Source organism: Streptomyces sp. NPDC059499, assembly GCF_042749285.1.
Classification (GTDB): Bacteria; Actinomycetota; Actinomycetes; order Streptomycetales; family Streptomycetaceae; genus Streptomyces.
Map to the genome: position 1 here is coordinate 102,883 of NZ_JBHYTT010000008.1, position 24,866 is coordinate 127,748.

General features: G+C 70.9%; 25 protein-coding genes and 1 pseudogene. 13 read left to right on the top strand and 13 right to left on the bottom strand.

Going from position 1 to position 24,866, the window contains the following annotated elements; genetic code table 11:
* Positions 1–43 precede the first annotated feature (43 nt).
* From ACFW9O_RS19950 to ACFW9O_RS19960, 3 genes and pseudogenes are all read right to left on the bottom strand, one after another.
* On the bottom strand, positions 44–2,194 hold the full coding sequence (locus ACFW9O_RS19950; protein ID WP_384610957.1) for an MMPL family transporter: 2,151 nt from the start codon (positions 2,192–2,194) through the stop codon (positions 44–46).
* A 100-nt stretch (positions 2,195–2,294) separates the two neighbouring features.
* Positions 2,295–3,162, bottom strand: a pseudogene (locus ACFW9O_RS19955) (transposase).
* A gap of 400 nt (positions 3,163–3,562) precedes the next feature.
* Entirely contained in the window at positions 3,563–4,039 is a 477-nt protein-coding gene (locus ACFW9O_RS19960; protein WP_384610959.1) for a lamin tail domain-containing protein, read from the bottom strand.
* 656 nt (positions 4,040–4,695) lie between these two features.
* Here ACFW9O_RS19960 and ACFW9O_RS19965 point away from each other — a divergent pair.
* Both ACFW9O_RS19965 and ACFW9O_RS19970 read left to right on the top strand, forming a co-directional pair.
* On the top strand, positions 4,696–5,181 hold the full coding sequence (locus ACFW9O_RS19965; RefSeq protein ID WP_384610961.1) for a hypothetical protein: 486 nt from the start codon (positions 4,696–4,698) through the stop codon (positions 5,179–5,181).
* Between the two features lie 881 nt (positions 5,182–6,062).
* Positions 6,063–6,365: a DUF5955 family protein gene (locus ACFW9O_RS19970; protein WP_329214973.1), complete on the top strand. Its 303-nt coding sequence runs from the start codon at positions 6,063–6,065 to the stop codon at positions 6,363–6,365.
* Positions 6,366–6,419: 54 nt separating this feature from the next.
* Here ACFW9O_RS19970 and ACFW9O_RS19975 read toward each other — a convergent pair whose 3' ends face one another.
* Both ACFW9O_RS19975 and ACFW9O_RS19980 read right to left on the bottom strand, forming a co-directional pair.
* Complete coding sequence (locus ACFW9O_RS19975; protein ID WP_384610962.1) at positions 6,420–7,052, bottom strand: response regulator; 633 nt, start codon at positions 7,050–7,052, stop codon at positions 6,420–6,422.
* A complete protein-coding gene (locus ACFW9O_RS19980; protein ID WP_384610964.1) occupies positions 7,049–8,254 on the bottom strand; it encodes a sensor histidine kinase in 1,206 nt (401 codons plus the stop codon). The genes ACFW9O_RS19975 and ACFW9O_RS19980 overlap by 4 nt, the downstream gene beginning before the upstream one ends.
* A gap of 110 nt (positions 8,255–8,364) precedes the next feature.
* Between ACFW9O_RS19980 and ACFW9O_RS19985 the strand changes: the two genes are divergently transcribed.
* Both ACFW9O_RS19985 and ACFW9O_RS19990 read left to right on the top strand, forming a co-directional pair.
* The gene (locus tag ACFW9O_RS19985; protein ID WP_384610966.1) at positions 8,365–9,444 is read left to right on the top strand and encodes an ABC transporter permease; all 1,080 of its coding nucleotides are present in this window, start codon (positions 8,365–8,367) and stop codon (positions 9,442–9,444) included.
* Positions 9,441–10,121 (top strand): ABC transporter ATP-binding protein, encoded by a 681-nt coding sequence (locus ACFW9O_RS19990; RefSeq protein WP_384610968.1) that lies wholly within the window; start codon positions 9,441–9,443, stop codon positions 10,119–10,121. Before ACFW9O_RS19985 ends, ACFW9O_RS19990 begins: the two co-directional genes overlap by 4 nt.
* Before the next feature lie 29 nt (positions 10,122–10,150).
* On the opposite strand, the gene ACFW9O_RS19995 is transcribed toward ACFW9O_RS19990, so the two are convergent.
* The gene (locus ACFW9O_RS19995; protein ID WP_384610970.1) at positions 10,151–10,951 is read right to left on the bottom strand and encodes an IclR family transcriptional regulator; all 801 of its coding nucleotides are present in this window, start codon (positions 10,949–10,951) and stop codon (positions 10,151–10,153) included.
* Positions 10,952–11,324: 373 nt separating this feature from the next.
* Here ACFW9O_RS19995 and allB point away from each other — a divergent pair, with 373 nt between their 5' ends.
* From allB to ACFW9O_RS20010, 3 genes are all read left to right on the top strand, one after another.
* Complete coding sequence (allB, locus tag ACFW9O_RS20000; protein ID WP_384611291.1) at positions 11,325–12,653, top strand: allantoinase AllB; 1,329 nt, start codon at positions 11,325–11,327, stop codon at positions 12,651–12,653.
* Positions 12,654–12,655: 2 nt separating this feature from the next.
* Positions 12,656–13,771 carry an allantoicase gene (gene alc / locus ACFW9O_RS20005; protein ID WP_384610972.1) on the top strand — a complete coding sequence of 372 codons (1,116 nt, stop codon included), beginning with the start codon at positions 12,656–12,658 and terminating at the stop codon, positions 13,769–13,771.
* Positions 13,772–13,882: 111 nt separating this feature from the next.
* Complete coding sequence (locus tag ACFW9O_RS20010) at positions 13,883–14,212, top strand: putative quinol monooxygenase (protein ID WP_329214970.1); 330 nt, start codon at positions 13,883–13,885, stop codon at positions 14,210–14,212.
* 57 nt (positions 14,213–14,269) lie between these two features.
* On the opposite strand, the gene ACFW9O_RS20015 is transcribed toward ACFW9O_RS20010, so the two are convergent.
* The 5 genes from ACFW9O_RS20015 to ACFW9O_RS20035 form a co-directional block, all read right to left on the bottom strand.
* Entirely contained in the window at positions 14,270–15,106 is an 837-nt protein-coding gene (locus ACFW9O_RS20015) for an aldo/keto reductase (protein ID WP_351174072.1), read from the bottom strand.
* Positions 15,107–15,183: 77 nt separating this feature from the next.
* Positions 15,184–15,627: a hypothetical protein gene (locus ACFW9O_RS20020; RefSeq protein WP_384610973.1), complete on the bottom strand. Its 444-nt coding sequence runs from the start codon at positions 15,625–15,627 to the stop codon at positions 15,184–15,186.
* A gap of 58 nt (positions 15,628–15,685) precedes the next feature.
* A complete protein-coding gene (locus ACFW9O_RS20025) occupies positions 15,686–16,423 on the bottom strand; it encodes an SDR family oxidoreductase (RefSeq protein ID WP_384610974.1) in 738 nt (245 codons plus the stop codon).
* Positions 16,424–16,681: 258 nt separating this feature from the next.
* A complete protein-coding gene (locus ACFW9O_RS20030; RefSeq protein ID WP_384610976.1) occupies positions 16,682–17,131 on the bottom strand; it encodes a hypothetical protein in 450 nt (149 codons plus the stop codon).
* A gap of 94 nt (positions 17,132–17,225) precedes the next feature.
* Positions 17,226–17,870 carry a TetR/AcrR family transcriptional regulator gene (locus ACFW9O_RS20035; protein WP_384610978.1) on the bottom strand — a complete coding sequence of 215 codons (645 nt, stop codon included), beginning with the start codon at positions 17,868–17,870 and terminating at the stop codon, positions 17,226–17,228.
* Between the two features lie 225 nt (positions 17,871–18,095).
* Between ACFW9O_RS20035 and ACFW9O_RS20040 the strand changes: the two genes are divergently transcribed.
* A complete protein-coding gene (locus ACFW9O_RS20040) occupies positions 18,096–19,025 on the top strand; it encodes a DMT family transporter (protein ID WP_384610980.1) in 930 nt (309 codons plus the stop codon).
* Here ACFW9O_RS20040 and ACFW9O_RS20045 read toward each other — a convergent pair.
* Complete coding sequence (locus ACFW9O_RS20045; protein ID WP_384610982.1) at positions 19,015–19,218, bottom strand: hypothetical protein; 204 nt, start codon at positions 19,216–19,218, stop codon at positions 19,015–19,017. The genes ACFW9O_RS20040 and ACFW9O_RS20045 overlap by 11 nt on opposite strands.
* A 145-nt stretch (positions 19,219–19,363) precedes the next feature.
* On the opposite strand from ACFW9O_RS20045, the gene ACFW9O_RS20050 reads away from it, so the two are divergent.
* The 3 genes from ACFW9O_RS20050 (at position 19,364) to ACFW9O_RS20060 (ending at position 21,810) form a co-directional block, all read left to right on the top strand.
* Positions 19,364–20,584 carry a sensor histidine kinase gene (locus tag ACFW9O_RS20050; protein ID WP_384610984.1) on the top strand — a complete coding sequence of 407 codons (1,221 nt, stop codon included), beginning with the start codon at positions 19,364–19,366 and terminating at the stop codon, positions 20,582–20,584.
* Entirely contained in the window at positions 20,581–21,300 is a 720-nt protein-coding gene (locus ACFW9O_RS20055; protein WP_384610986.1) for a response regulator, read from the top strand. The genes ACFW9O_RS20050 and ACFW9O_RS20055 overlap by 4 nt, the downstream gene beginning before the upstream one ends.
* Before the next feature lie 108 nt (positions 21,301–21,408).
* On the top strand, positions 21,409–21,810 hold the full coding sequence (locus ACFW9O_RS20060; protein WP_384610988.1) for a PaaI family thioesterase: 402 nt from the start codon (positions 21,409–21,411) through the stop codon (positions 21,808–21,810).
* Between the two features lie 2 nt (positions 21,811–21,812).
* On the opposite strand, the gene ACFW9O_RS20065 is transcribed toward ACFW9O_RS20060, so the two are convergent.
* A complete protein-coding gene (locus ACFW9O_RS20065) occupies positions 21,813–22,817 on the bottom strand; it encodes a Gfo/Idh/MocA family oxidoreductase (RefSeq protein ID WP_351174099.1) in 1,005 nt (334 codons plus the stop codon).
* 93 nt (positions 22,818–22,910) lie between these two features.
* On the opposite strand from ACFW9O_RS20065, the gene ACFW9O_RS20070 reads away from it, so the two are divergent.
* Together ACFW9O_RS20070 and ACFW9O_RS20075 are read left to right on the top strand one after the other, a co-directional pair.
* On the top strand, positions 22,911–23,672 hold the full coding sequence (locus ACFW9O_RS20070) for a GntR family transcriptional regulator (RefSeq protein ID WP_351174102.1): 762 nt from the start codon (positions 22,911–22,913) through the stop codon (positions 23,670–23,672).
* 121 nt (positions 23,673–23,793) lie between these two features.
* Positions 23,794–24,792, top strand: coding sequence for a sugar ABC transporter substrate-binding protein (locus ACFW9O_RS20075; protein WP_351174105.1), 999 nt, complete (start codon positions 23,794–23,796; stop codon positions 24,790–24,792).
* Positions 24,793–24,866 lie beyond the last annotated feature (74 nt).

A 24,866-nucleotide genomic window follows, 5' to 3' on the forward strand; every position in this document is an offset into this window, starting at 1 on the left:
ACGGGCCTGGGGCCCGTCCCGGAACTCGTCCGTGCCGCCGCGCTCACCGTTGCAGCGCGGGCTCCTCGTCGTCGGCGAGCGGCCGTTGACCGTCCAGCAGCTCCGCCGCTGGACGGGACAGCCGGCTCGGCCACCACATCCGCCGGCCGATCAGCAAGGTGAGGGCGGGCACCAGGACCGACCGCACCAGCAGGGCGTCGAGCAGCACGCCGAAGGCCACCAGGAACCCGACCTCGATCAGCATCACCAGCGGAAGTGTGACGAGGACCGCGAACGTGGCCGCCAGGACCAGGCCTGCCGAGGTGATGACGCCACCGGTGGCCGAGAGGGCTTTGAGCATGCCCTCTCTGGTGCCGAGACGCACGGTCTCCTCCCGGGCACGGCTGGCCAGGAAGATGTTGTAGTCGACGCCCAGCGCCACCAGGAACAGGAATGCCAGCAGCGGCACCGAATAGTCGACACCCTTGAACCCGAGGATCGTGTCGAAGACGAACACACTGCCGCCGAAGGCTGCGGCGAATGAGACGATCACGGTGGACATCAGGACCAGCGGGGCCACGATCGCGCGCAGCAGCAGCCCGAGGACGATCAGGACGACGGCGAGCACCAGCGGGATCACCAGCTTCTCGTCGCGCTTGGTGGTCACCTCGGTGTCCAGGTTCTCCGCACTCGGCCCGCCGACGATCGCCTCCGCCCCGCTCACCGCGTGCACGACGGTGCGCACCCGCTTGATCGTGTCGTACTCTGCGACGGTGTCCGGCGCGTCCTTCGGGAACACGGAGATGTTGGCCCAGCCACCGCTGGTCTGCTCCGGGATGGCCAGGGCCACACCGCGAGTCTCCCTGACGATGTCGAGCACCCGCTCCTGGTACGCCGGCCGCGTGAAGATCGTCATCGGCTGGCCGCCGAGCTCCGGAAAGTGCTGGCGGAAAACGGTGAAGCCGGTGACCGACTCCGGCGCGGACAGGAACTGGTCCTGCTCCCGCAGGGCGCCGGTGTTGCCCGCCAGCCCGAGGGCGAGCACGCCGAGGACTCCGAGCGAGCCGAGCGTCGCCACCCACCGGCGGCGGCTGATGGCGGTGCCGAGCCGCCCCCACAGCCCCGGCTTCGCCTCCACGGTCGTGCTGAACCGCGGGATGGCCGGCCAGAAGATCCGCCTGCCGAACACCACGAGCACCGCCGGGAACAGTGTCAGCATGGCCACCAGCGCGCACAGGATGCCGGCCGCACCGATCGGGCCCAACCCGCTGGTGCTGTTCAGGTCCGCGACGAGCAGGCAGAGCAGGCCGGCGACCACGGTGGCCGCGGACGCGACGATGGCCGGTGCCGCGCCGCGTAGTGCGTGGACCATCGCGACCCGGACGTTCTCATGGTGGTGCAGTGCCTCCCGATATCGAGCGATGAGCAACAGCGCGTAGTCCGTGCCGACGCCGAATACCAAAATCGTCAGCAGCGCCGAGTTCTGGTCGTTGACCACGATGCCGAAGCCCTTGACGAGCAGGTAGACGGTCCCCATCGCGGTCAGTGCGGCCGCGCCAACGGCCACCAGCGGGATGATCCACAACACCGGGCTGCGGTAGGTGAGGATGAGCAGGAGCGTGACGACGGCGATGGTGGTGAGGAGGACCTGCACGTCGATACCGTCGAAGACGGCATCCATGTCGCCGTCTATCGCGCCCGGGCCGGTCACGTCGAGTTCCAGGCCTGAGGGGCGGTCCTTCGCGGCGTCACGCAACGGGCCGACGATGTCCTCCGGTGCGCCGTAGGCCGTGCTCACCTCGAGGGTGAACATCATCGCCTTGCGGTCGGTGGAAGGGCTCGTCGGTGAGCCCTCGTCGTCCTCGTCGGCCGCCGCCGTCGCCTTCGGCGGGTACCGCTTGGCAAGGGTGTCGTAGTGGCGCTCGACCGTCGCGCGGTCGGCGTCGGTCATGCCGCCGGCGCGGTGGTACACGAAGACGAACGTGTTGTTCTCACCGCCGGGGAGACTGTCGTCCAGCACCGCCACCTTGGTGGACTCGGCACTGGCCGGCATGGTGTCTACGGCGCTGTCGGTGGTGACCGAGCTCAACTTTCCGCTCAACGGCACCATGCCCGCCGCCAGCACCAGCCACAAGCCAATCACCAACCATGGCACCCACCGGCCTGCCAACCGACCGGCCGGCGCTTCCCCGGACGGCGCTGCGTTGACTGCCATCACTAGCCTCCTACATACGGGTTGCATCGCTTGTCTGGACGCCTACTTCCTACCGAGCGAACCTGAGGCGACTGTTAGAGGGCTTGCTGCGGGTGGCCGCTCACGCGCCGCGCCAGGCCAGGGCGGAGGTGCCCGTCAGCCGACGGGCCATCACGTCGCTCAGCGCCCAGTACACCCGTGACTCGGCCGAGGCCGGGCGGTGTTCGTAGTCGCGGACCAGCCTGCGGTGGAGCATCAAGATCCCGTTGGTCTGCTCGACTCTCCAGCGGATCGGTTGCGGAACGAAGCCACGGTCGGCCGGGTTGCGCTCACCAATCTCCACCGCGATGCCCAGGCCGGCGCCGTGGTCAACCACGGTCTTCTTGCATCCCTGATCCACCAGGGCCTTCGTCACCGTGGAGGTGCCGGCGGCGACCTTGTCCAGCAGCGCGGTGCCGAAGGCGTTGTCGTGTACGGAGGCGGCCGGCACCACCACAGCGACCACCAGGCCCAGCACGTCAACGGCCAGTCCACGCTTGCGGCCCGGCACCTTCTTCGAGGCGTCCCGCCCGGTCGTGGCCGCGGGCACTCCGGCGGCGGCATGGAGACTCTGCGTGTCGAGCACCACCCGGCTCGGGTCGGCTAACCGTCCCCGGCCTTCACGCACCTGCCGGCGCAGCAGGTCGTGGATGACCTCGTCAGTGCCATCGTCGTGCCACTTATAGAAGTAGTTCTTCACCGCGCCGGGCGGTGGCAGGTCGTGCGGCAGGTAATCCCACTGACTGGTACAGGAGCGCGTTGACGATCTGGCGCATCTCATATCTGCCCTGATGGCCGCTGACGGAGGGGTGCTTGGCCTTCCATCCAGTGGTCACCGGCTCGATCAGTGCACAGCGTTCGTCGGACAAGTCGCTCTTGTAGGCCTGCGTTCGCTCACCCTGCGACTTGCTGCGCGACCACGGCGTGGAAGACGTCGACGTGGTGGGCATCGCCACCGACCACTGCGCGCGACCGCGCTGGACGCCGTCAAGGCCGGGTTCCGCGCCCGCGTACTTCTCAACCACTCGGTCGGCGTGGCCCCGGACACGACAGCCTCGACACTGGAGGACTTCCGCCAGGCAGGAGTCGCCGTCTCCGGGCAGACACCCGCACCGCGATAGATGGCCCAACGAACAGCGGATGCCGGCGGGTGGAGTTCGACCGGTCACCGTCGTGCTCGGTCCCGGCTGCGGCCGTGGTCGGCATGACGGCCGAACTGCCCGCACCGGACGGACGGTGCGGGCAGTTGATGATGAGGATGGATCCCGGCTCCGGCGGGCCACTTACCTGCTCTCACCCCTCGTGGGGCCCAGCAGGCAGGAGTCGGCTTTCAGCCCGCCGTGCCGTTGATCAGCGGCGGTGGTGGTGGCGGCCTCCCCAGGACTCGGTGTCGACGGTGCGGCCGCGGTCGTTGCGCAGGACGGCGGTGTCGGAGTAGTTGTCCCAGACGTAGGAGCGGCGGTCCTGGAAGAGGTCGGTGCGGGTGTCGCGGCCGATGCCGGTGTGGATGCGGACGGTGGCGCGTCCGGCGAGGCGGACGTTGTCGAAGCGGTAGCGGTTACCGTCCTCGTTGCGCAGGGTCCAGCCGTCCAGGTTGACCGCGCGGCGGCTCTGGTTGGTGATCTCGACCCACTCGGCGTTCAGCGACCGGTTGCTGTGGTTGTCACGGCCCGGGCTGTCGGCCTGCACATCACTGATCACGACGCGGGGGCCGTGGCGGTGGCGGTCGCCGTCGTCGGCGGAAGCCGGCAGCGCGACGGCTGAGACAACGGCACCGGCCGCGAGAACGGTAGCGGCTGCGCGGCGGGCGGTCGAAGAAGCAGACATAGGTGATGTCCCCTCAGTCACAATGCCCCGGGCCCGGTTCAAGGCCCCAGGGTCGGTACGAGTTCCCGACCCGTCCTGGGCCGAGAACACACACTCTGCGGCCCCGACCGGCGCCTCGGCAGACCGAACCGACCCCGGTAACCAATTACGGATATTTCCGTAACCATCGCCTGTATCGGTCAACCGATTGATATCTGCATGAACTCGACATTCGGTGCGAGCTACACCCACCCGGCAATGATTGGCAGCAACCGCTTACGCACCCCCGGCGCACCACCGGTCCACTTGCGGGCGCGTGACCCCCCGGACGCCGGTCAATCGGTAACAAGCGGTCTCCGCTGATTCTCGAACACGTATCACGTGGTCGCGCACACGTGCGAACTGGCATTGGCCACCGTTCAAGCGCTCCGACGCCAAGTCCGGGTGAGCTCGTAGTTGGGGTGCCGGTAGGAACGCTGTCACCGGCCGATTGGTTCGGCTTGAGTGAGTCTGTCTGCGGCGTCCTACCCTCCTCGCAATCTTGCAGGTCAGCGGCATGTTTTTGTCCCAGGCGTTCCATCTCCCGTCCCACCCTTGTGGAGCCTGCGTCCGTGGGGCCACTGTCTGGATCTCCGAACGGCAAGGCGTACGAACACGATCAAGGAATTGGGGTTGTCATGCGCAAAAAATCTCGCCTGAATCGGGCGGCCGGTGCAACCGCCGCCGTTGTCCTCATGGCGTCCGGAATGGTCGTCGCGGGGGCACCCACCGCCTCCGCGGACAACTGTGGCGGTCCCGGTGACTACTTGTGCGGCGCGGTGAAGAACAGGACCGGCCGGACGATGAACTACACGACCAATCTCGGCGCCGGCAGCGGCTGGTGTCAGGTGTGGAACTGGGACGGTGGCACCGGGAACAACTCCAAGCGCGCCTCATGTGACCAGAAGTCGATCGGCAACGGGACCGTGGGCGGCAACGGCACCAACGTCGACGTCGACGCCTTCACGTTCAACGGTTACGGCTACCACGAGCGGTTCTATCGGACTGGCACGTGGCACTGGCGGACGGCAGGCACCTGGACGAAGGTGAGTAGCGGGCAGATCGCCGACTGCGGCATCGGCGACAACAACGAGATCTGGTGCACGGTGCTCTGGCAGGTCTGAGGCTGCCCGTGATGAGGGCGGCGGCCAGGCCTGTGCCGCCGCCGCCTTCATCCGCACTGACCGCGAGAAACAGCACCGCTTCCCACGGAGGGCCTGTCCGACTTGCCCTGCTCAAGCTGTCGTCACGGAGGGTGGTGTGCGGGCCGCGGTGTTGAAGGAAGGACGGCATCCGACAAGCCGCAACTGAACGGTCGGCAGCGTCGACCTGCAAGCCGATGAAGCCCGGCGCAGGTCGTAGTAGCGGGGCACTTCCAGCCCGAAGGTGAACAGCCGCTCCAGCGAGGGGAGCCTGCCAGTGTCTACCCGATCGGCTGGGCGAAGCCCTTCGACCGCGTTGCCGTCGGTCATCTCCACGGACACGGCGTGCAACTGCGTGTTGATGGGGCCAAAGACGGTGCGGCAGATGTTGCCCTCCCCGCTTGACGGGCGAGCGGAAGCACCTTGTCAGTGAGGCGATCCCGTGCCGCCCAAGCCCGGCCGATCCGCGCTTCGGCGACAACCGTGACGAGCTCAAGGACCCCGCGGACGGCAGCGGTCTGCGACGTGGTGAGCGAACGGGCAAGGTCATCCCCGGCAGTCTGCGCGACGTCGGCGGCGTCACCTTCCTGCCCAGGCTGCGCCAGCAGTGGTTGGCCCAGGTTCCCCTTCGCGGCCGCGATGCGCAGCGGGCCGTCGGCGGCTTCGGCTGCTCGCAGGGCCCGGTCGCACTGGCGAATTGGAGGGCACCCTCAGGGAGTACCCTCATTTTCCGGCCGCGGAGTGGCGCACGCCACCTTTGATGGCGTTAACTTACGGACGGCCCCGGGCACTTGACCGCCGCCAGGGACCTGGTCGGGACACCGGCACAGATACGTGCGAGGGGGAGTGCTTTGTTGCGAAGCGTGGGGCAGAAGCGGTTGACCGGCAGTGATGAGGACCCGAGGGTCGCGGAGTTGCGTACGGCCGTTTCGCGGCTCCGCCGTGAACTGGCCGGACACCCCGTGGAGTTCCCCGACCGCGGAATCGCCGAGGACGAGCTGGCCGCGCTGGACGCCATGGCGGTCAGCGGAACGCCCGAGATTCCCCGGCTGCGCCGTTCCCTCCTGCTGGTTGCGGGGGCGATCGGATCGGTCAGCGCACTCGCTCCCGGCCTGCGGGACGTAAGGATCGCCGTGGACCTCTTCGGGGAGCCGCCCCGCCCGTGAGGGCAGCGCGACGGGCCGGGTCCGCCGCCGCGCCCGTGGGGGAAACGCGCCAGGTCAGCGGCGGATCAGACGGCGTGCGGTCGCCGCGGCGACCGCCGAGGTGCGGGAGTCGACGCCGAGCTTGGCGTAGATGTGCACCAGATGGGACTTCACCGTCGCCTGGCTCAGGAAGAGCCGCTTGCTGATCTGCTGGTTCGACAGGCCCTCGCCGACCAGCTGGAGCACTTCGAGCTCACGTTTGGTCAGGGCCTGGGCAGGGGTCCGCATCCGGTCCATCAGGCGGTGCGCGACCGCCGGTGCGAGCGCCGAACGGCCGGCAGCCGCCGTACGCACCGCTGCCGCCAGCTCCGTCGGCGGGGCGTCCTTCAGCAGGTAGCCGCCGGCCCCCGCTTCGACCGCGGCCAGAATGTCCGCGTCCGACTCGTACGTGGTGAGAATCAGCACCCGGGGAGCGCCCGCCACCGCGGTGATCGCGGCCGTGGCCTCCGCGCCGTGCATCCCCGTACCGAACTGCAGGTCCATCAGGACGACGTCGAACCGCCCGGTCGTCGCGAGTGCGACGGCCTCCTCCGCCGTGGTCGCCTCGGCGACGACCCGGAAGTCCGGCTCGGTGTCCAGGAGGGCGCGCAGGCCTGCCCGGACCACCGGGTGGTCGTCGGCGAGCAGCAGCCGGATCGGGTCGGTCATGCGGCGGCGCCCTTCGGCTCGGAAGCCGGCAGCGGCAGCGTGACGGCGACGGCCGTACCCTGCTCCGGCGCCGACTCCACGCTCAGGGTGCCGCCCAGCGAGCGGGCCCGCGCGCGCATGGCGGGCAGCCCGAAGCCCCCGCTCTCCGTGCCGCCCGGCCCCCCACCCACCGCCGGGTCGAAGCCCTTCCCGTCGTCCACGACGTCCAGGGCCACCGTTGTCCCCATGAAGCTGAGGGTGATCTCCGTCCGCCGCGCACCCGAGTGGCGCACCGCGTTGGCCAGCGCCGACTGGGCGGTACGGAGCAACGCCACCTCGTACGGAGTGGGCAGCTCCACCGGCGTACCGCTGACAGCGAACTGCACGGTGAGGTCCGGTGTCGAGGTACGCGACGAGAGACGGGCGAGGGCCGCGGCCAGCGAACCGTGCTCCAGGTCCGGCGGGCTCAGGGCGCGTACGAAGCGCCTGGCCTCGGCCAGATTGTCCTGCGCCGCCTCACGGGCCCGGCGGACGTGTGCGGTGGCCGGAGCATCGTCGGGCAGCGTGCGTTCGGCCGCCCGCAGGAGCAGCTGGATGCTGGACAGGCCCTGGGCGAGGGTGTCGTGGATCTCGCGGGCCAGCCGCTCCCGTTCGGCCAGGGTGCCCGCGGTGCGTTCGGCGTCGGCGAGCTCCGCCCGGGTGGAAACGAGCTCGTGGATCAGCTCGCGGCGTCGCTCGCTCTCCCGGAACAGCGCGTCGTACCCGAGCACGGTCGCCACGGCCACCGCCGCACCGAGCAGCGGCCCGATGAAGGCGCCGGGCGTGACGGCATCGCCGTGCAGGACGAAGCTGGTGATCGCAGCCGCCGCCGTGGCCGCCACGGCGGGCAGGCCCCACCGCGCCGGGAGCAGGTGCAGCTGCAGGAAGTAGAGCGGGAAGGCCACCCACAGGGCATCGGACGACAGCGCGAGCAGGGCGAGCCAGACCGCGCCCAGAGCGGCGAGCCACACGGCGGCGGCGCGGGTCCGCGACTGTACGGCGGGGGCCGACGCACCCGCCGCGTACAGCGCGGCCATCACCCCCGCCACGACGACGACGGCCGTGGAGTGCGTCGTGCCGTCACTCACCGCGCGGGCCGCGGCCAGTGCCAGCAGCCCCATCAGCAGCGCGTGCAGGCAGAGCCGCAGCGCGGCGGTGACGGGGGTGTGCGAACGCGAATCCATGGTTGTTCCAGCCTAGGCGCACCGGACGCGCGGCCGGTCAATCGAAAGGTTGATGTCCACCCCCTCCGGCGCGCGATGTTTCCCGAGGTGCGCGGCCCGAGTCTGGAGTCATGTTCGTTGCATGGAGAGACCTACGGTTCGCCAGGGGCCGGTTCGCCCTCATGGGCACGGTGGTGGTGCTGATCACGCTGCTCGTGGGCCTGCTGTCCGGTCTCACGGCCGGCCTGGCCAGGGAGAACACCTCGGCCGTCACAGGGCTGAAAGCCGATCGTCTCGCGTTCGCCGCCCCGCCGGACGGCCAGTCGGAGTCGTTCACGAATTCGACCGTCGAGAAGAGCGCCTGGGATGCCTGGGCCGGCCTGCCCGGGGTCACCGCCGCCGAGCCGCTCGGGATCCGGACACTGAACGCGGGGACGGCCGACGGCGACAGGACGGCTGCGGTCTCGGCGTTCGGAGCCGAACCGCACGGCGGCCTCGCACCGCGCGGTGTGGGGACCGGCCGGGCCGTGCTCTCCGAGAAGGCCGCGGCCGACCTGGGAGCCGGGATCGGTGACACGGTCCTGCTCGGCGCCGCAGAAGTGACCGTGGACGCGGTCCGGGGCAACGCCTCGTACAGCCATACGCCGGTGGTGTGGACATCCCTCGCAGACTGGCAGCGCATCGGTGGCACAGGCGATCAGGCCACCGTCGTCGCCCTGACCACGGCCCCCGGCGCCGATCTGGCGGCCGGTGACGAGGCGGCGGGCACGAGCACCCTGACCCTCGAAGGCTCCCTCGCGGCCATCGGTTCGTATCAGGCAGAGAACGGCTCGCTCCAGCTGATGCGCGCCGCCCTCTTCGCCATCTCCGCGCTGGTCACCGGCGCCTTCTTCACCGTCTGGACGATCCAGCGCAGCGGCGACGTCGCCGTGCTCAAGGCCCTGGGAGCCTCCACCCCGTACCTGCTGCGGGACGCGCTCGGGCAGGCCGTGGTGATGCTCGTTGTCGGTACGGGAACGGGCACCGCGCTCACCGCGGGCATCGGTGCGCTGGTCGGGGGCCCGGGCGGCACCGTGCCGTTCGTCCTCGACGCGTCGACCGTCCTCGTACCCGCCGCGGTGATGACCGCCCTCGGTGTTCTCGGGGCCGCCCTGTCCATCCGGCGGATCACCGCCGTCGACCCGCTCACCGCACTCGGGAGTGTCCGATGACCCTCGTCCTCAGTGATGTCACCCTGACCTACCCCGACGGTGATGCCCGACTCACAGCGCTCGACCGGGTCTCACTGGACGTCGCCGCGGGCTCGCTGACGGCGGTCGTCGGACCGTCCGGGTCCGGCAAGTCCAGCCTGCTCGCGGTGGCGGCCACGCTCGTCACCCCGGACCGGGGACGCGTCGTCGTCGCCGGTACGGAGACCGCCGGGCTCAGCCGCGCGGACAGGGCGGAACTGCGCCGGGAGCGCATCGGCATCGTCTTCCAGCAGCCCAACCTGCTGCCGTCCCTGACCGCCGCGGAGCAGCTGCAGGTCATGGCCCACCTGTCGCGTGGCTCGGCGCGGGCAGCACGGCGCCGGGCACTGGAGCTGCTGGACGCGGTGGGCCTCGCGGACAGGGCCGACCGCAGACCGCACCAGCTGTCCGGTGGTCAGCGTCAGCGGGTCAACATCGCACGGGCCCTGATGAACGAGCCTGCGGTGCTGCTCGTCGACGAACCGACCAGCGCGCTCGACCACGAACGGGGCGCGGCGGTCCTCGACCTGCTGATCGGGCTGACCCGGCAACGGTCGACGGCGACGGTGATGGTCACCCACGACCGGGCCCACCTGCACCGGGCGGACGGGACGGTGGCGATGGGGGACGGCTGTCTGTCGGTGCCGTCGCGGGTCTGACCCCAGGGGCCGTCACGGCCCCTGGGGGTTCAGGCCGTCGAGCCGTTGCTGGCCAGGGCCTCGGAGAGTTCCTTCGAGATCTGCTGGAGGATCGGCACGATCCGCTCCGTCGCCGCCTCCGTCACCCGTCCCGCCGGACCCGAGATGGAGATGGCGGCCGAGGTGGGGGAGTTGGGTACGGACACCGCGAGGCAGCGGACCCCGATCTCCTGCTCGTTGTCGTCCACCGCGTAGCCCGCCCTGCGCACCTGTTCGAGCGCGTCGAGGAAGCCGTCCGGCGTGGTGATCGTCTTCTCGGTGGCCGCGGGCATTCCGGTACGGGCCAGCAGCGCCCGGACCTCGTCGGCGGGCGTGTTCGCGAGCAGGGCCTTGCCCACCCCCGTGGAGTGCGGGAGCACCCGCCGGCCCACCTCGGTGAACATGCGCATCGAGTGCTTCGAGGGCACCTGCGCGACGTAGACGATCTCGTCCCCGTCGAGCAGCGCCATGTTCGCCGTCTCGCCGGTCTCCTCGACCAGGCGCTGGAGATACGGGCGCGCCCAGGTGCCCAGCAGCCGTGACGCGGACTCGCCGAGCCTGATCAGCCGCGGGCCCAGCGCGTAACGGCGGTTGGGCTGCTGGCGTACGTAGCCGCACGCGACCAGCGTGCGTACCAGCCGGTGGATGGTCGGCAGCGGAAGGCCACTGCTCGCGGAGAGTTCGCTGAGTCCGACCTCGCCCCCGGCATCCGCCATGCGCTCCAGCAGATCGAAAGCGCGCTCGAGAGACTGCACCCCGCCACTGGGACCGGCGGGCTTGGAGTCGGATGTGCTGGCGTGGGACGGCGGCACGTCAACGGTCCTTTCGAAGCGGAGGCAAGGCAGCAGCCTACCGGGCTGTTCCCGATCGGCCCACTGCTCCGGGTGCGGCGTCCTTGCCGGTCAGAACCTGTTCTGTCCCGGTGTCGACGGTCCGGACCCGGGTCTGTCCGGAGTGCGGTGGTGCCACTCCTGGTTCATTCTACGTTCCGCATGACGAAATTAGACTTCTACTTTGTGGAATCCTTCAAGCGGTGCCGTTCTGCGGGCCGCCGGTGGCCCGTTCGGCGCCCTGCGGGGAAGGTGAGGTCTTGACGGGGTGCTTTCCCGAGTGAAGACTCCTTCAACAATTCGTTGAAATCCTGAGTGAGGAGCACGGGTGCCCGGTGCGGACGTGAAGGCGGACATGAAACTGGTACTGCGCTCGACGCGCGTCGTCACCCCCGAGGGGACCCGCGCGGCCGCGGTCGTCGTCGCCGGCGGGACGATCGAGGCGGTCCTGCCCCATGACACCGAGGTGCCCGACGGGGCCCGGACCGAGGACTTCGGCGACGACGTACTGCTGCCCGGCCTCGTCGACACCCACGTCCATGTGAACGACCCCGGCCGCACCGAGTGGGAAGGCTTCTGGACCGCCACCCGGGCAGCCGCGGCAGGCGGCATCACCACCCTGCTGGACATGCCGCTCAACTCCCTCCCGCCGACCACCACCGTCCAGCACCTGCGTACCAAGCAGCAGGTGGCGGCGCCCAAGGCGCACGTCGACACCGGCTTCTGGGGCGGCGCGATCCCGTCGAACACGAAGGATCTGCGTCCGCTGTACGAGGCCGGGATCTTCGGCTTCAAGTGCTTCCTCTCGCCCTCCGGGGTCGAGGAGTTCCCCGAGCTGGACCAGGAGCAACTGGCCCGCTCCATGGCCGAGATCGCCGGCTTCGGCGGACTCCTGATCGTGCACGCCGAGGATCCGCACCACCTGGCGTCCGCACCGCAGCGCAGCGGCCCGGCCTACGCCGACTTCCTCGCCTCCCGGCCGCGCGACGCCGAGAACACCGCCATCGAGGGCCTCATCGCCCACGCCGAGCGGCTGAACGCCCGCGTCCACGTCCTGCACCTCTCCTCCAGTGACGCCCTGCCGCTGATCGCCGCCGCCAAGCGCCGGGGCGTACGCGTCACCGTCGAGTCCTGCCCGCACTTCCTCACCCTCACGGCAGAGGAAGTCCCGGACGGCGCGACGGAGTTCAAGTGCTGCCCGCCCATCAGGGAGGCCGCCAACCAGGACGCCCTGTGGGCGGGACTCGCGGACGGGACCATCGACTGCATCGTCTCCGACCACTCGCCCTGCACCACCGACCTCAAGACACCTGACTTCGCCTCCGCGTGGGGCGGCATCTCCTCCCTCCAGCTGGGCCTCCCCGCCATCTGGACCGAGGCGCGCAGGCGTGGCCACACGCTCGACGACGTCGCCCGCTGGATGTCCGCCGCCCCCGCCGCGCTCGCCGGTCTCACCCGCAAGGGCGCCATCGAGGCCGGGCACGACGCGGACTTCGCGGTCCTCGCCCCCGACGAGACCTTCACCGTCGACCCGGCCGAACTCTTCCACCGCAACCAGGTCACCGCCTACGCGGGCCGGACACTGTACGGCGTCGTCAGGTCGACATGGCTGCGCGGGCAGCGGATCGCGGCCGACGGCGTACTCGGCGAACCCACCGGCCGCCTCCTCGAAAGGAACCACTGACCATGACGGCGACACCCCACTTCACCGGCGACGCGAGCCCGTACGGAGGTGGCGACCCGTACGCCGACTACCGGACCGCGGGCTTTCCCTTCACCCATCTCGTGGACCTCGCGGACCGCCGGCTCGGCGCCGGGGTGATCGCCGCCAACGACGAGTTCTTCGCCGAGCGCGAGAACCTGCTGAAGCCGGAGCCCGCCGAGTTCGACCCGGAGCGCTTCGGCCACAAGGGCAAGATCATGGACGGCTGGGAGACCCGCCGCCGACGCGGTACGGGTGCCGCCGAGCCGCACCCCACCGACGAGGACCACGACTGGGCCCTCGTACGCCTCGGAGCGCCTGGGATCGTGCGCGGACTCGTCGTCGACACCGCCCACTTCCGAGGCAACTACCCGCAGTCGGTCTCCGTCGAAGCGACCTCGGTGCCCGGCTCCCCGTCGCCCGAGGACCTCCTCGCACCCGACGTGAAGTGGACAACTCTCGTGCCCCGTACGGCTGTCGGCGGCCACGCCGCCAACGGCTTCACGGTCGACGCCGGGCAGCGCTTCACCCACCTCAGGGTCAACCAGCACCCGGACGGCGGCATAGCCCGGCTGAGGGTCCACGGCGAGGTGGCCCCCGACCCCGCCTGGCTGTCCGCCCTCGGTACGTTCGACCTCGTGGCCCTGGAGAACGGCGGCCAGGTCGAGGACGCCTCCGACCGCTTCTACTCCCCGGCCACGAACACCATCGCCCCGGGCCGCTCCCGCAAGATGGACGACGGCTGGGAGACGCGGCGCAGGCGGGACAAGGGCAACGACTGGATCCGCTACCGGCTGGCGGCGCAGTCGGAGATCCGGGCCGTCGAGATCGACACCGCCTACCTCAAGGGCAACGCGGCGGGCTGGGCGACCCTTTCGATGCGCGACGGGAGCGGCGGCGACTGGACCGAGATCCTGCCCCGCACCCGGCTGCAGCCCGACACGAACCACCGCTTCGTCCTTCCGGAGCCCGCGCTCGGCACGCACGTCCGGATCGATATCTTCCCGGACGGCGGGATCTCCAGGCTGCGGCTCTTCGGCTCACTGACCGCGCAAGGAGCGGACCTGCTGGCCGCCCGTCACGAGGAGCTGGGCGGGTAGGAACCGCAGGGCCGTCGGCGGCACACGGGTGTGCCGGGCATGCCCTGATTGAAGGCATATGGGACCCTGGTCGACGCCCGCACCGCGGCACGCCGTCGACCAGGAGTCGCCATGATCTTCATCGCCGTCAGGTTCACCGTCCGTACCGCCGAGCGTGACAACTGGCTCCCCGCGGTCGACGACTTCACCCTCGCCACCCGTCAGGAGCCGGGCAACCTCTTCTTCGAGTGGTCGTACAGTGTCGAGAACCCGGACCAGTTCGTCCTGCTCGAAGCCTTCGCCTCGCAGGAGGCGGGCGTGGCGCATGTGAACTCGCAGCACTTCAAGGCGGCGATCGAGACGATGTCCGGGCTCGTCTCCGAGGTCCCGGAGATCATCAACGTCGAGGTGCCGGGCGACGACTGGTCCCGCATGTCGGAGGTCACCCCGCGCAACCGCTGACCCGCCGGGGCGCCCGTCCGTCGCCGGCGGCGACCGTTCGCGGTACCCGGGCCGACGTCAGAACTCCTCGTGCGACTCGGGGTCGCCGCCGAAGCGATGCTGCGGCCGGCCCCCGATCCGTGACAGCTCCTCGGGCGTCAACTCGAACCCGAACAGGTCCAGGTTCTCGCGCTGCCTCCCGGGATCGGCCGACTTCGGGATCGGTACCGCACCGAGCTGGGTGTGCCACCGGAGCACGACCTGGCCCGGTGTCACCCCGTGCGCCCCGGCGGCAGCCACGACCTCCGGAGCCTCGAGCACCTTGCGCCCCCGGGCCAGCGGGCTCCAGCTCTCCGTGACGATGCCCTTCGCGGCGTGCACCGCCCGCAACTCCTCCTGCGGCAGCAGGGGGTGCATCTCGATCTGGTTCACTGCGGGCAGCACGCCCGTCTCCTGCTCCAGTCTGGCCAGATGGGCCGCGGTGAAGTTGGAGACGCCGATGGAACGTACGAGCCCTTCCTCGCGGAGCTTGATCATCGCCTTCCAGGTGTCCACGTACCTGCCGACGCCGGGGAGGGGCCAGTGGATGAGGTACAGGTCGACGTACTCCAGCCCGAGATTGCCCCGGGACTCCTCGAAGGAGGCCAGCGTCTCCTCGTACCCGTGATGCCGGCCGGGCACCTTGGTCGTCACGAAGACGTCCTCGCGCGGTACGCCACTGCGGGCGATCCCCCGTCCGGTGCCGGTCTCGTTGCGGTAGTTCAGAGCGGTGTCCACGAGGCGGTAGCCGAGGCCCAGTGCCCCGGCGACCGCCTGCTCGGCCGCCTCGTCGTCGAGCGGCCAGGTGCCGAGCCCCACCGCGGGAACGGAGCGGCCGTCGTTGAGGGTGTGGACCGGGATCGGGGTCTGGCTCATGGTCTCCCACTTCGTTCGCTGTCGTCCCGGCCAGCGTAGGACCGGCGGCGACACGCGGCAGCGCGGCGCGGCCCCGGTCAGCAGAGGTCGTTGTGCCACCCGCCGTCCTCCAGGACCCAGGTGGACGTCTCGTCGAATCTCGGCTCACCGACGCCGTAGGTCACTTGTGCGGTGTCCTTCGTGACCCTGCCCGCGATCAGTCGCCGCAGGGTGTACGTCGTTCCGAGCTGCCGGGCAGTCGCCGTCGCCCGCTCGGGGAGTCCGGCGAAGAACTCCTCCGTCCACTCGTCCCGGCACGTCGCGGAGAGGAGCCGGTAGGCGGCGGCGGTGTCGGGCTCGTAGTAGGCCTTCACGTAGGCGCGTACGGACGATTCCAGCGCCGCCGTGTCCGCCGGCGGGCTGGTGGGTGCCGAAGCGGGCGCCGGCGGGCGCTGCCCGGGCGAAGTCGCCGCCCCATGCGTGCATGCGCTGAGTGCCAACAGTGCGCAGACTCCGGCGGTGGTGGTGAGTACGGCTCGCATGGAGCCATCCCACCCCACCCCCGTGCGAGCCGCGGCCGAAGTGTTCGATCCGTGACGATCAGGCCGCGTGGCCGCCGTCCACCACCACCTCGGTCCCGGTGATGTACGCGGCTTCGGCGCTCGCCAAGTAGGCGATCAGGGAGGCCACTTCGTCCGTCGTGCCGAACCTGTCCAGTGCGGTGGCGGACCGCTGTCCGGCGGCGAACGGGCCGGACGCCGGGTTGAGGTCGGTGTCCACCGGGCCCGGCTGGACGATGTTCACCGTGATGCCGCGCGGGCCGAGCTCGCGGGCCAGCGGCTTGGTGAGGCCGGCCAGGGCGGACTTGCTCATGGCGTAGAGCGTGCCGCCGGGCCCGCCCGCGTGCCTGCTCAGCGCGGTGCCGAGCGAGATGATGCGTCCGCCGTCCGCCATCCGTCCCGCCGCCGCCCGGCAGGCCAGGAACACGGCGCGCACGTTGACGGCGAGTACGCGGTCCACATCGGCCGGGGTCAGGTCCGCGATGGGGCCGAGGACACCGATTCCCGCATTGTTGACGAGGATGTCGAGCCGCCCCCACGTGTCCGCCGCCTCGTGCACGGCCGCTTCTGCCGCGCCGGCGTCGGCCGCGTCCGAGTGGAGGGCGACCGCACGGCGCCCGTACCCCTCTATCCGGCGGACGACGGCCTCGGCGGCCTCCTTGTCACGGACGTACGTCAGTGCCACGTCGACTCCGTCCCGGGCGAGGCGGAGAGCGGCCGCCGCACCGATGCCGCGGCTTCCGCCCGTCACGAGCGCGGTCCTGTTGGTGCTGTTCATCGCGCACTTCCCTGTCTGCCGGTGCTGCCGCGCCCGTTCGGTGGCGGCATGAACAAGGAAAGCCCTTCGGGGGTCCGCGAACCGGCGGGAAACGGACACCGAGCCCGGGGTGCGCGCCGGGCTCAAGGGGTGGACGGCGGGCAGCCGACGGCCCTCGAGCCGACCGGTGCCCGGACCATCGTGAGCGCATCGCGATCCGTACCTACCGGCCGCGGGCCACCGTCCTCACGGCCCCGGGGCGAGGTCCACGACGCCTTCTCAGCTCCAGGGTTCGGCGCCGGTCAGTATGCGTTCCGCGCAGGCCCAGACCGGGGCCAGTTCAGGACCGGCGGCCGGTCCGGAGGATGCGGCAGCCACGGTCTCCCGGAGGGCTGAGCGCATCACGCCCCGCCCCCGGAACGCCCGGACGACGCGCATGTGGTCCGGCCGGGCGACGAACTTCATCAGGGAGGCCTCGTCGGCCCAGACCGTGACCGAGCCCGAGCGGTTCAGTCGGAGGCCTTTGTCCATCCAGAGCCGGATGGCGACCGCCCCGGGCGTCAGCGGCCAGCTGCGCCGCAGCCGCATGCCCTCGGCGGCGACGGCAGGAGTGCCCCACGCGCGGTGGGTGACGAATTCGGTGACGCTGACGACGAGGGCCGCGCGGGGGCCGGTGCCGGGCGCAGCCGGACCGTAGCTCCAGGACGTCTTCAAGATGCCGTTCGGCATGGCGGGCCCCTCCGTCGAGGTGGACGGGCCGGGCTTGTGCCCGGGCCTCACGCCGACCGTATAACTAAACGAACGGTCGTGCACCTATATCCGTTCAGGGAGCCGCCGGCAGCAGGGACGGGTCGGTGGCGGCCGCTTGCAGCCGCCCCAGGATGGCCCGGGCCGCCTTGGTGTAGCCGGGGGTGTTGTCGTGCAGTACGGATTCGGCGTTGGCCAGTTCCATGAACGCGATGAGCTCGAAGGCCAGTTGCGAGACGTCCGTGCCGGCCTCGAGTTCACCCCGCACCCTGGCCTCCTCGATGGTCTCCTCCACGAAGGTGACCCAGCCCGTCTGCGTGGAGGCCAGCGCGTCGTGGACCTTGCCCTCCCGTGAGTCGAACTCGGCGATGGTCGCGTAGAAGAAGCAACCACCGCTGAACACCCGGCGCTGCGAATAGGAGAGCCAGCTCTCGCACATGCGCCAGACGCGCCCCAGTCCGGGCGGTGCCGCCCTGGTCGGAGTCAGCACGTGCTCGACGAAGACGGTCACGGCGGCGCGCACGGTGGCGAGCTGCAGTTCCTCCTTGGAGCCGAACAGGGCGAACACACCGCTCTTGCTCAGCTTCAGTTCCGTGGCCAGCCGACCGAGCGACAGGCCCTCCAGTCCCTCGCTCGAGGCGACGTGGACCGCGCGCCCCAGCACCAGCTGCCTGGTCTGGTTCCCCCGCTCGACCCGTCCGTCCAGCCGCGCTCCACCCATGTGCCAACTCCGTGTGTCCGAGCGTCCCAGGACCGACATCCTAGGAGGAGCCGGCACCACCGTAGGACCGGTTCCACCGGTGACGACCCCTGCGAACAGGTGGCCGACTCACCCCGTGGACAGAGGTTTTCGAGGGGGCCGCCGTTCGATACGGTGATCGCTCCGCGTGTGAGCCGGCGAAGTCTCCACATCGTTTCCCGCTGTGGAGAACCAGGAGAAGCCGACATGTCCTCCGTCGCCCTGCCCGCCTTCGCCCCGCCCCGCCGCGCGTGGGCCACCGATCTGCCCGTGCTGCTCGTCGCCTTCGTCTGGGGCGCCAGCTACCTCGCGGCCAAGGGCATCACCACCACGCACACCGTGATCGCCGTCCTCGTGCTCCGCTTCGCCATCGTGCTGCCGGTCCTCGCCGTGGCCGGCCGGCGCAAGCTGCGGGCGCTGAGTGCGCGGCAGTGGCGGGGTGCCGGGCTGCTGGGGCTGGCACTCAGCGTGATCTTCCTGCTGGAGACGTACGGCGTCGTGCACACCTCGGCCACCAACGCCGGGCTCATCATCAGCCTCACCATGATCTTCACGCCGCTCGCCGAGGCCGCGGTCACCCGGATCCGGCCGCCCAGGGCCTTTCTCGCCGCAGCCGGCCTCTCCGTCGCCGGTGTGGTGCTCCTGACCCAGGGCGGCGGATTCACCAGCCCCTCGGCGGGCGACTTCCTGATGCTGCTCGCTGCCCTCGCCCGTACCGTCCACGTCCTCGCCATGGCCCGCATCGAAGCGGTCCAGGAGGCGGACTCGCTGTCGCTGACCACCGTGCAGCTCGGCAGTGCGGTCGCCGTCTTCGCCGTGCTGGCCGCGGTTCCCGGGACGGGCCCCGCCCCCTGGACGGTGGCGGCGGACTTCGGCGCCGCCGAGTGGGCCGGGCTGGTCTTCCTCTCCGTCTTCTGCACGCTCTTCGCGTTCTTCGTGCAGGCATGGTCCGTACGCCGCACCTCGCCGTCCCGGGTCAGCCTGCTGCTCGGTACGGAACCGCTCTGGGCGGCAGCGGTGGGTATCTCCCTCGGCGGCGAACGGCTGGGGATCCTCGGAGGGCTGGGCGCGGTGCTCGTCCTGGTGGGAACCGCCTGGGGGCGCCGCAGCGTGGACAGGCCGTCGGCTACGACCTGATGCTGTCCGCCGCGATCATGACCGCCCCGCCGGTCACCACCAGCACGATGCTGACGAAGAGCCCGTAGTCGTCGAGGAAGTCCAGCCGGGCCGCCACCGCCCACAGACGGAACCACCCCGTCCACTCGTGGAGCAGCCCGGCGGCTCCCTGGACGAACACGATGAACCCGGCCGTCTCCACGAATTTCTTCATGATCCGAGCCTGTCGCGCACGGCCCGGTCACGGCATCGGCCACCGGTCGTGCGGGCCCCGCCGAAAGTCTGGGATCGTGCGACTTTGGTCTCTGCCCGGGCCGCAACAGGCCTGCGGCGGGTCCGGCCTGCGTAGCTTTGTCGATATGACGCGCACGGAGTACCGCTGGCTGCTGCCCTCGGCGCTGGCCGACCACGAGCTGTCCGGCGGCGACCGGGGCCGGTCGCGCCGGACCGTACGGGACTGGCTCGACGACATCACGGCCTTCCTGTGCGCGGCCTTCATCGGGGTGCTCGCCCTCGCCGCGATCGACGCGGACCACACCACCCCGGACGGGGTCGTCTTCGTCGACTCCCTGGTCGGGGCCGCGGCCTGCTGCGCCCTGTGGCTCCGGCGCCGTTGGCCCGTCGGGCTCGCGGTGTCGCTCACCGTCGTCGGCATCGTGGAACCCGTCGCGGCCGGAGCGCTGCTCATCGCCCTGTTCAGCCTGGCCGTGCACCGGCCGTTCAAACCGGTGGCGATCGTCGGCGCGGGCGCTCTCGCCGTGGCCCCCCTGCAGCCCCTGCTGCGGCCCGACCCGGCCACCTCCTTCATCGCCTCCACGATCATCGGGGTGCTGCTGGTCCTGCTGGTGGTCAGCTGGGGCATGGTCGTACGGTCACGGCGCCAGCTCGTGGTCACCCTGCGCGAACGGGCGCGCCGGGCGGAGGCCGAGGCGGCGCTCCGGGCCGAACAGGCCCAACGGCTGGCCCGTGAGGCCATCGCCCGCGAGATGCACGACGTCCTCGCCCACCGGCTGACCCTGCTCAGCGTCCACGCGGGCGCCCTTGAGTTCCGGCCCGACGCGCCCCCCGCCGAGGTCGGCAGGGCCGCCGGAGTCATCCGGGACAGCGCCCACGAGGCGCTCCAGGACCTCCGCGAGATCATCGGCGTCCTGCGCGGCCCCGGGGAGGGCGACGAGGGCAACCGGCCGCAGCCCACGCTCGTCACCCTGGACGCGTTGGTCGAGGAGTCGGTCGCGGCCGGGGCGAAGGTCACCCTGGACAACCGCGTCGCCGACCCGGCCCGGGCGCCCGCGGCCACCGGGCGCACCGTCTACCGCATCGCACAGGAAGCCCTCACCAACGCCCGCAAGCACGCACCGGGTGCCCCGGTCACCGTGACCGTGACCGGCGGCCCGGGCGACGGGCTCACGATCGAGGTCCACAACCCCGCTCCCACCGCACACTTCGAGAGGGTCCCCGGATCGGGCCAGGGGCTCATCGGCCTCACCGAGCGCGCCACCCTGGCGGGTGGCCGCCTGGAGCACGGATCCGGGGCCGACGGCGGATTCGGCGTCCGGGCCTGGCTACCGTGGCCCGCATGAACACCCCCACGCCCGCACCGCCACCGGTCCGGCTGCTCATCGTCGACGACGACCCGCTCGTACGGGCCGGGCTCACCCTGATGCTCGGCGGAGCCGACGGCATCGACATCGTGGGGGAGGGCGCCGACGGGACCGAGGTCGAGGGCCTGGTCGACCGGCTGCGCCCCGATGTGGTGCTGATGGACATCCGGATGCCGGTCATGGACGGGCTGGCCGCGACCGAGGCGCTGCGGCTCAGGCCCGAGGCCCCCGAGGTCGTCGTCCTCACCACCTTCCACGCCGACGAGCAGGTGCTGCGGGCCATCCGCGCGGGGGCGGCAGGTTTTGTCCTGAAGGACACCCCGCCCGCCCAGATCGTCGAGGCGGTCCGGCGCGTCGCAGCCGGCGAGCCCGTCCTCTCACCCGCCGTCACCCGCCGCCTCATGGCCCATGCCGCGGGTGGTGCGGCGGACGACCGGCCGGCCCGTGCGGCCCGCGCGCGGCAACGGTTGTCCGAGCTCGCGGACCGCGAACGGGACGTGGCGGTCGCGGTCGGGCGCGGCAGTTCCAACGCGGAGATCGCCGCCGCCCTCTACCTGAGTGTGGCCACGGTGAAGACGCACGTCTCCCGGATCCTCGCCCGACTCGGGCTCAACAACCGTGTCCAGATCGCGCTGCTGGTCCACGACGCGGGCCTGCTGGACGAGGACGGCCCGCCCGACGGCGGCCTACGCTGACCGAGCGCGACCGGCTGCCGGGGATGCTGATCCGGGAGGTCCGTAGTCTGCCCGTGACCTGGTAGGAACGGAATCGGGAGAAGCACCGTGACGGAACCATCTCTGCGGATGGCACAGAGGATCCTCGACAGCCAGCCCTTCAGCGGGCTCGTCGGTGCGCGGATCACGGAGTTCGGGGACGGGGCCGCCACCCTCGAGATCGACGTCCGCGAGGACCTGAAGCAGCAGAACGGGTACCTCCACGGAGGTGTGCTGGCCTACGCGGCCGACAACTCGATCACTTTCGCGGCCGGGACGACGCTCGGCCCCGCCGTGCTCACGGGCGGCTTCTCCATCCAGTACGTCCGTCCCGCGGCCGGCCGCACCCTCGTCGCCAGGGCCGCCGTCGCGCACACCGGCCGCAGACAGGCCGTCGTGCGCTGCGAGTTGTACACCGTGGACGACGAGGGTGCCGAAGCGCTGTGCGCGGTGGCCCAGGGAACGGTTCTCCCGACCGGGCCGGCAGTCTGACGTCAGGCCCCGGCCAGCTCGGCCGTCGCCACCGGGCGGCGCTCGCGGCGCGACAGTTCGCAGGCCTCGGCGATGCGCAGGGCGTGCAACGCCTCCCGGCCGTCGCAGGGGTTCGCCAGTTCACCGCGGACGACGCGTACGAACGCGTCCAGCTCGGCCTCGTACGCCGGGGCGAACCGCTCCAGGAAGCCCGGCCACGGCTTGTCCGGAGCCGCGGGACCCTGCGGTTCGGCCGACGTGAGCGGCGTACGGTCGTCGAGGCCCACCGTGATCTGGTCCTGCTCGCCGGCGAGTTCCATCCGTACGTCGTACCCGGCCCCGTTGCACCGGGTCGCGGTGGCCGAGGCGAGTGTCCCGTCGTCCAGGGTCAGCAGGGCGGCCGCCGTGTCCACGTCGCCCGCCGCCCGGAACATCGGGTGCCCGGCATCCGACCCGGTGGCGTACACCTCCGTCACCTCACGGCCCGTCACCCAGCGCAGGATGTCGAAGTCGTGCACGAGGCAGTCCCTGAACAGCCCCCCGGAGAGCGGCAGATACGCGGCGGGCGGCGGAGCGGGGTCGGCGGTCGTCGCCCGTACGGTGTGCAGCCGGCCCAGGGCGCCGCTGCGCACGGCCGCGCGTGCCGCGGCGTAGCCCGGGTCGAACCGCCGCATGAAACCGAGCTGGAGCACACTGCCCGCACGGTCGACCTCGCGCAGAGCGCCCAGTGTCCCCGGGAGGTCCAGCGCGATCGGCTTCTCGCAGAAGGCGGGCAGACCCGCCCGTGCCACCCGGCCGATGAGCTCCGCGTGCGCGGAGGTGGCCGAGGCGATCACCACGGCGTCCACCCCCGCGCCGAGGACGTCGGCCGCGGAGGCGACGGCCGTGGCGCCCGTCCGGTCCGCGACCTGTGCGGCGCGGGCCGCGTCGGGATCCGTCACCACCAGGGATTCGACCCGGGGATGGCGTGCCAGGACGCCCGCGTGGAAGGAGCCGATCCGGCCGGTGCCGATGAGTCCGATGCGCATGGACCCAACGTGCCGCCCGCCGGGTGCCCTGTCAACTATATGTCCTGACAAATCGAGGGGTGCTGTGGTGCGGGACGGGGTACGCTCCCTGCCGTGTCCAAACCCACCGCCGACTCCGCCGCTCTGGGGCTGGGCGTGGACCGCACCAGCCCCGTCCCGCTCTACTACCAGCTGGCCCAGCAGCTGGAGGCGGCGATCGAGCAGGGCCGGCTCACACCCGGCAGCCTCCTCGGCAACGAGCTGGAACTCGCCGCACGGCTCGGCCTGTCCAGGCCCACCGTCCGCCAGGCCATCCAGTCGCTCGTGGACAAGGGGCTGATGGTGCGCCGCAGGGGCGTGGGCACCCAGGTCGTCCACAGCCGGATCAGGCGCCCGCTCGAACTGAGCAGCCTCTACGACGATCTGGAGGCGGCCGGTCAGCACCCCGCGACCCGGGTCCTGCGCAACACCGTCGAGGCGGCGACGGCCGAGGTCGCCGCGGCGCTCGGTGTCGAGGAGGGCAGCGACGTCCACCTCGTGGAACGGCTGCGGTACGCGCACGACGAGCCCATGGCCCTCCTGCGCAACCACCTGCCGCCGGACCTGCTCGACCTCACCACCGAGCGGCTGGAGTCGACGGGGCTCTACCGGATGATGCGCCTCTCGGGAATCACGCTGCACAGCGCCCGCCAGTCCGTCGGGGCGCGCGCCGCGACGGCGGAGGAGGCGAAGCGGCTCACGGAGGCCGAAGGAGCACCGCTGCTGACGATGGAGCGGACCACCTTCGACGACGGAGGCAGGGCGGTCGAGTTCGGCTCCCACGTCTACCGTGCCTCGCGGTACGCGTTCGAATTCCAGCTGCTGGTACGGCCCTGAGCGCACTTCCCCGTCCAGCTTTTGAGTAAGAATGTTCGGACAAACTCTTGACGTGATCATGTAAGGCCGCTAGAACTCCCCCAGCCGCACTCGGGCGGCCGGGAGAGAAGGCGGGCCAACGATGCGCACGACTCGCACGGCAGCAGTCCTGATCGCCGTATGCGCCCTCGCGGTCGCCGGATGCAGCGGCTCCGGCGGAAAGGACTCCGAGGCCGGCTCCGGGGACGGCGCCCCGAAAGGCCCCCGCGGTGTCTCCACCCCGGAGATGAGGATCGCGATGGTCACGCACTCGGGCGAGGGCGACACCTTCTGGGACATCGTCCGCAAGGGCGCCGAACAGGCCGCGGCCAAGGACAACGTCGAGTTCCTCTACTCGGCGAACAAGGAGGGCAAGGAGCAGGCCCAGCTCGTCCAGGCAGCCATCGACCAGAAGGTCGACGGCATCGTCGTCACCCTCGCCAAACCGGAAGCCGTCCGGGACGTGGTGGCGAAGGCGGTGAAAGCCGGCATTCCCGTCGTCACCATCAACTCGGGCGCGCAGCACTCCCAGGCGGTCGGCGCCCTGAGCCACATCGGGCAGGACGAGGCGGTGGCGGGCCAGGCGGTCGGCGAGGAACTCAACGGACGCGGCCGGAAGAAGGCCCTGTGCGTCATCCACGAACAGGGCAACGTGTCCCTCGAGGAGCGCTGCGCAGGCGTGAAGAAGACGTTCGGCGGCACGGTGGAGAACCTCGGCGTCGAAGGCACCAACATGCCCGCCGCCACCTCCTCCATCGAAGCGAAGCTGCAGGCGGACAAGGGCATCGACACGATCGTCACCCTCGGCGCCCCCTTCGCCGCCGCCTCGGTCAAGGCCAGGGCGGGGGCCCGGAGCACGGCCGAGATCGACACCTTCGACCTCAACGCCGAGGTCGTCAAGCAGCTGAAGGCGCAGGAGATCGGCTTCGCCGTCGACCAGCAGCCCTACCTCCAGGGGTACCTCGCCGTCGACGAACTCTGGCTCAACCGGTCCAACGGAAACGTCATCGGCGGCGGGAAGCCCGTACTCACCGGCCCCGCGATCGTCACCGCCGACGACGTACCGCTGCTCGAGAAGTACACCGCTCGCGGAACCCGATGACGCGCCGGGCCGTGGCCACGCCGAATCGCCGCCGAGCCCCTGCCGAGCGACGGCGGCACCGGCTCGGGGATACT

Bases quoted from the DNA above. Each gene is read 5' to 3' on its own strand.
- ACFW9O_RS19950 (WP_384610957.1), bottom strand. From the start codon at position 2,194: ATGGCAGTCAACGCAGCGCCGTCCGGGGAAGCGCCGGCCGGTCGGTTG.
- ACFW9O_RS19960 (WP_384610959.1), bottom strand. From the start codon at position 4,039: ATGTCTGCTTCTTCGACCGCCCGCCGCGCAGCCGCTACCGTTCTCGCG.
- ACFW9O_RS19965 (WP_384610961.1), top strand. From the start codon at position 4,696: ATGCGCAAAAAATCTCGCCTGAATCGGGCGGCCGGTGCAACCGCCGCC.
- ACFW9O_RS19975 (WP_384610962.1), bottom strand. From the start codon at position 7,052: ATGACCGACCCGATCCGGCTGCTGCTCGCCGACGACCACCCGGTGGTC.
- ACFW9O_RS19980 (WP_384610964.1), bottom strand. From the start codon at position 8,254: ATGGATTCGCGTTCGCACACCCCCGTCACCGCCGCGCTGCGGCTCTGC.
- ACFW9O_RS19985 (WP_384610966.1), top strand. From the start codon at position 8,365: ATGTTCGTTGCATGGAGAGACCTACGGTTCGCCAGGGGCCGGTTCGCC.
- ACFW9O_RS19990 (WP_384610968.1), top strand. From the start codon at position 9,441: ATGACCCTCGTCCTCAGTGATGTCACCCTGACCTACCCCGACGGTGAT.
- allB (WP_384611291.1), top strand. From the start codon at position 11,325: ATGAAACTGGTACTGCGCTCGACGCGCGTCGTCACCCCCGAGGGGACC.
- alc (WP_384610972.1), top strand. From the start codon at position 12,656: ATGACGGCGACACCCCACTTCACCGGCGACGCGAGCCCGTACGGAGGT.
- ACFW9O_RS20010 (WP_329214970.1), top strand. From the start codon at position 13,883: ATGATCTTCATCGCCGTCAGGTTCACCGTCCGTACCGCCGAGCGTGAC.
- ACFW9O_RS20015 (WP_351174072.1), bottom strand. From the start codon at position 15,106: ATGAGCCAGACCCCGATCCCGGTCCACACCCTCAACGACGGCCGCTCC.
- ACFW9O_RS20020 (WP_384610973.1), bottom strand. From the start codon at position 15,627: ATGCGAGCCGTACTCACCACCACCGCCGGAGTCTGCGCACTGTTGGCA.
- ACFW9O_RS20025 (WP_384610974.1), bottom strand. From the start codon at position 16,423: ATGAACAGCACCAACAGGACCGCGCTCGTGACGGGCGGAAGCCGCGGC.
- ACFW9O_RS20030 (WP_384610976.1), bottom strand. From the start codon at position 17,131: ATGCCGAACGGCATCTTGAAGACGTCCTGGAGCTACGGTCCGGCTGCG.
- ACFW9O_RS20035 (WP_384610978.1), bottom strand. From the start codon at position 17,870: ATGGGTGGAGCGCGGCTGGACGGACGGGTCGAGCGGGGGAACCAGACC.
- ACFW9O_RS20040 (WP_384610980.1), top strand. From the start codon at position 18,096: ATGTCCTCCGTCGCCCTGCCCGCCTTCGCCCCGCCCCGCCGCGCGTGG.
- ACFW9O_RS20045 (WP_384610982.1), bottom strand. From the start codon at position 19,218: ATGAAGAAATTCGTGGAGACGGCCGGGTTCATCGTGTTCGTCCAGGGA.
- ACFW9O_RS20050 (WP_384610984.1), top strand. From the start codon at position 19,364: ATGACGCGCACGGAGTACCGCTGGCTGCTGCCCTCGGCGCTGGCCGAC.
- ACFW9O_RS20055 (WP_384610986.1), top strand. From the start codon at position 20,581: ATGAACACCCCCACGCCCGCACCGCCACCGGTCCGGCTGCTCATCGTC.
- ACFW9O_RS20060 (WP_384610988.1), top strand. From the start codon at position 21,409: ATGGCACAGAGGATCCTCGACAGCCAGCCCTTCAGCGGGCTCGTCGGT.
- ACFW9O_RS20065 (WP_351174099.1), bottom strand. From the start codon at position 22,817: ATGCGCATCGGACTCATCGGCACCGGCCGGATCGGCTCCTTCCACGCG.
- ACFW9O_RS20075 (WP_351174105.1), top strand. From the start codon at position 23,794: ATGCGCACGACTCGCACGGCAGCAGTCCTGATCGCCGTATGCGCCCTC.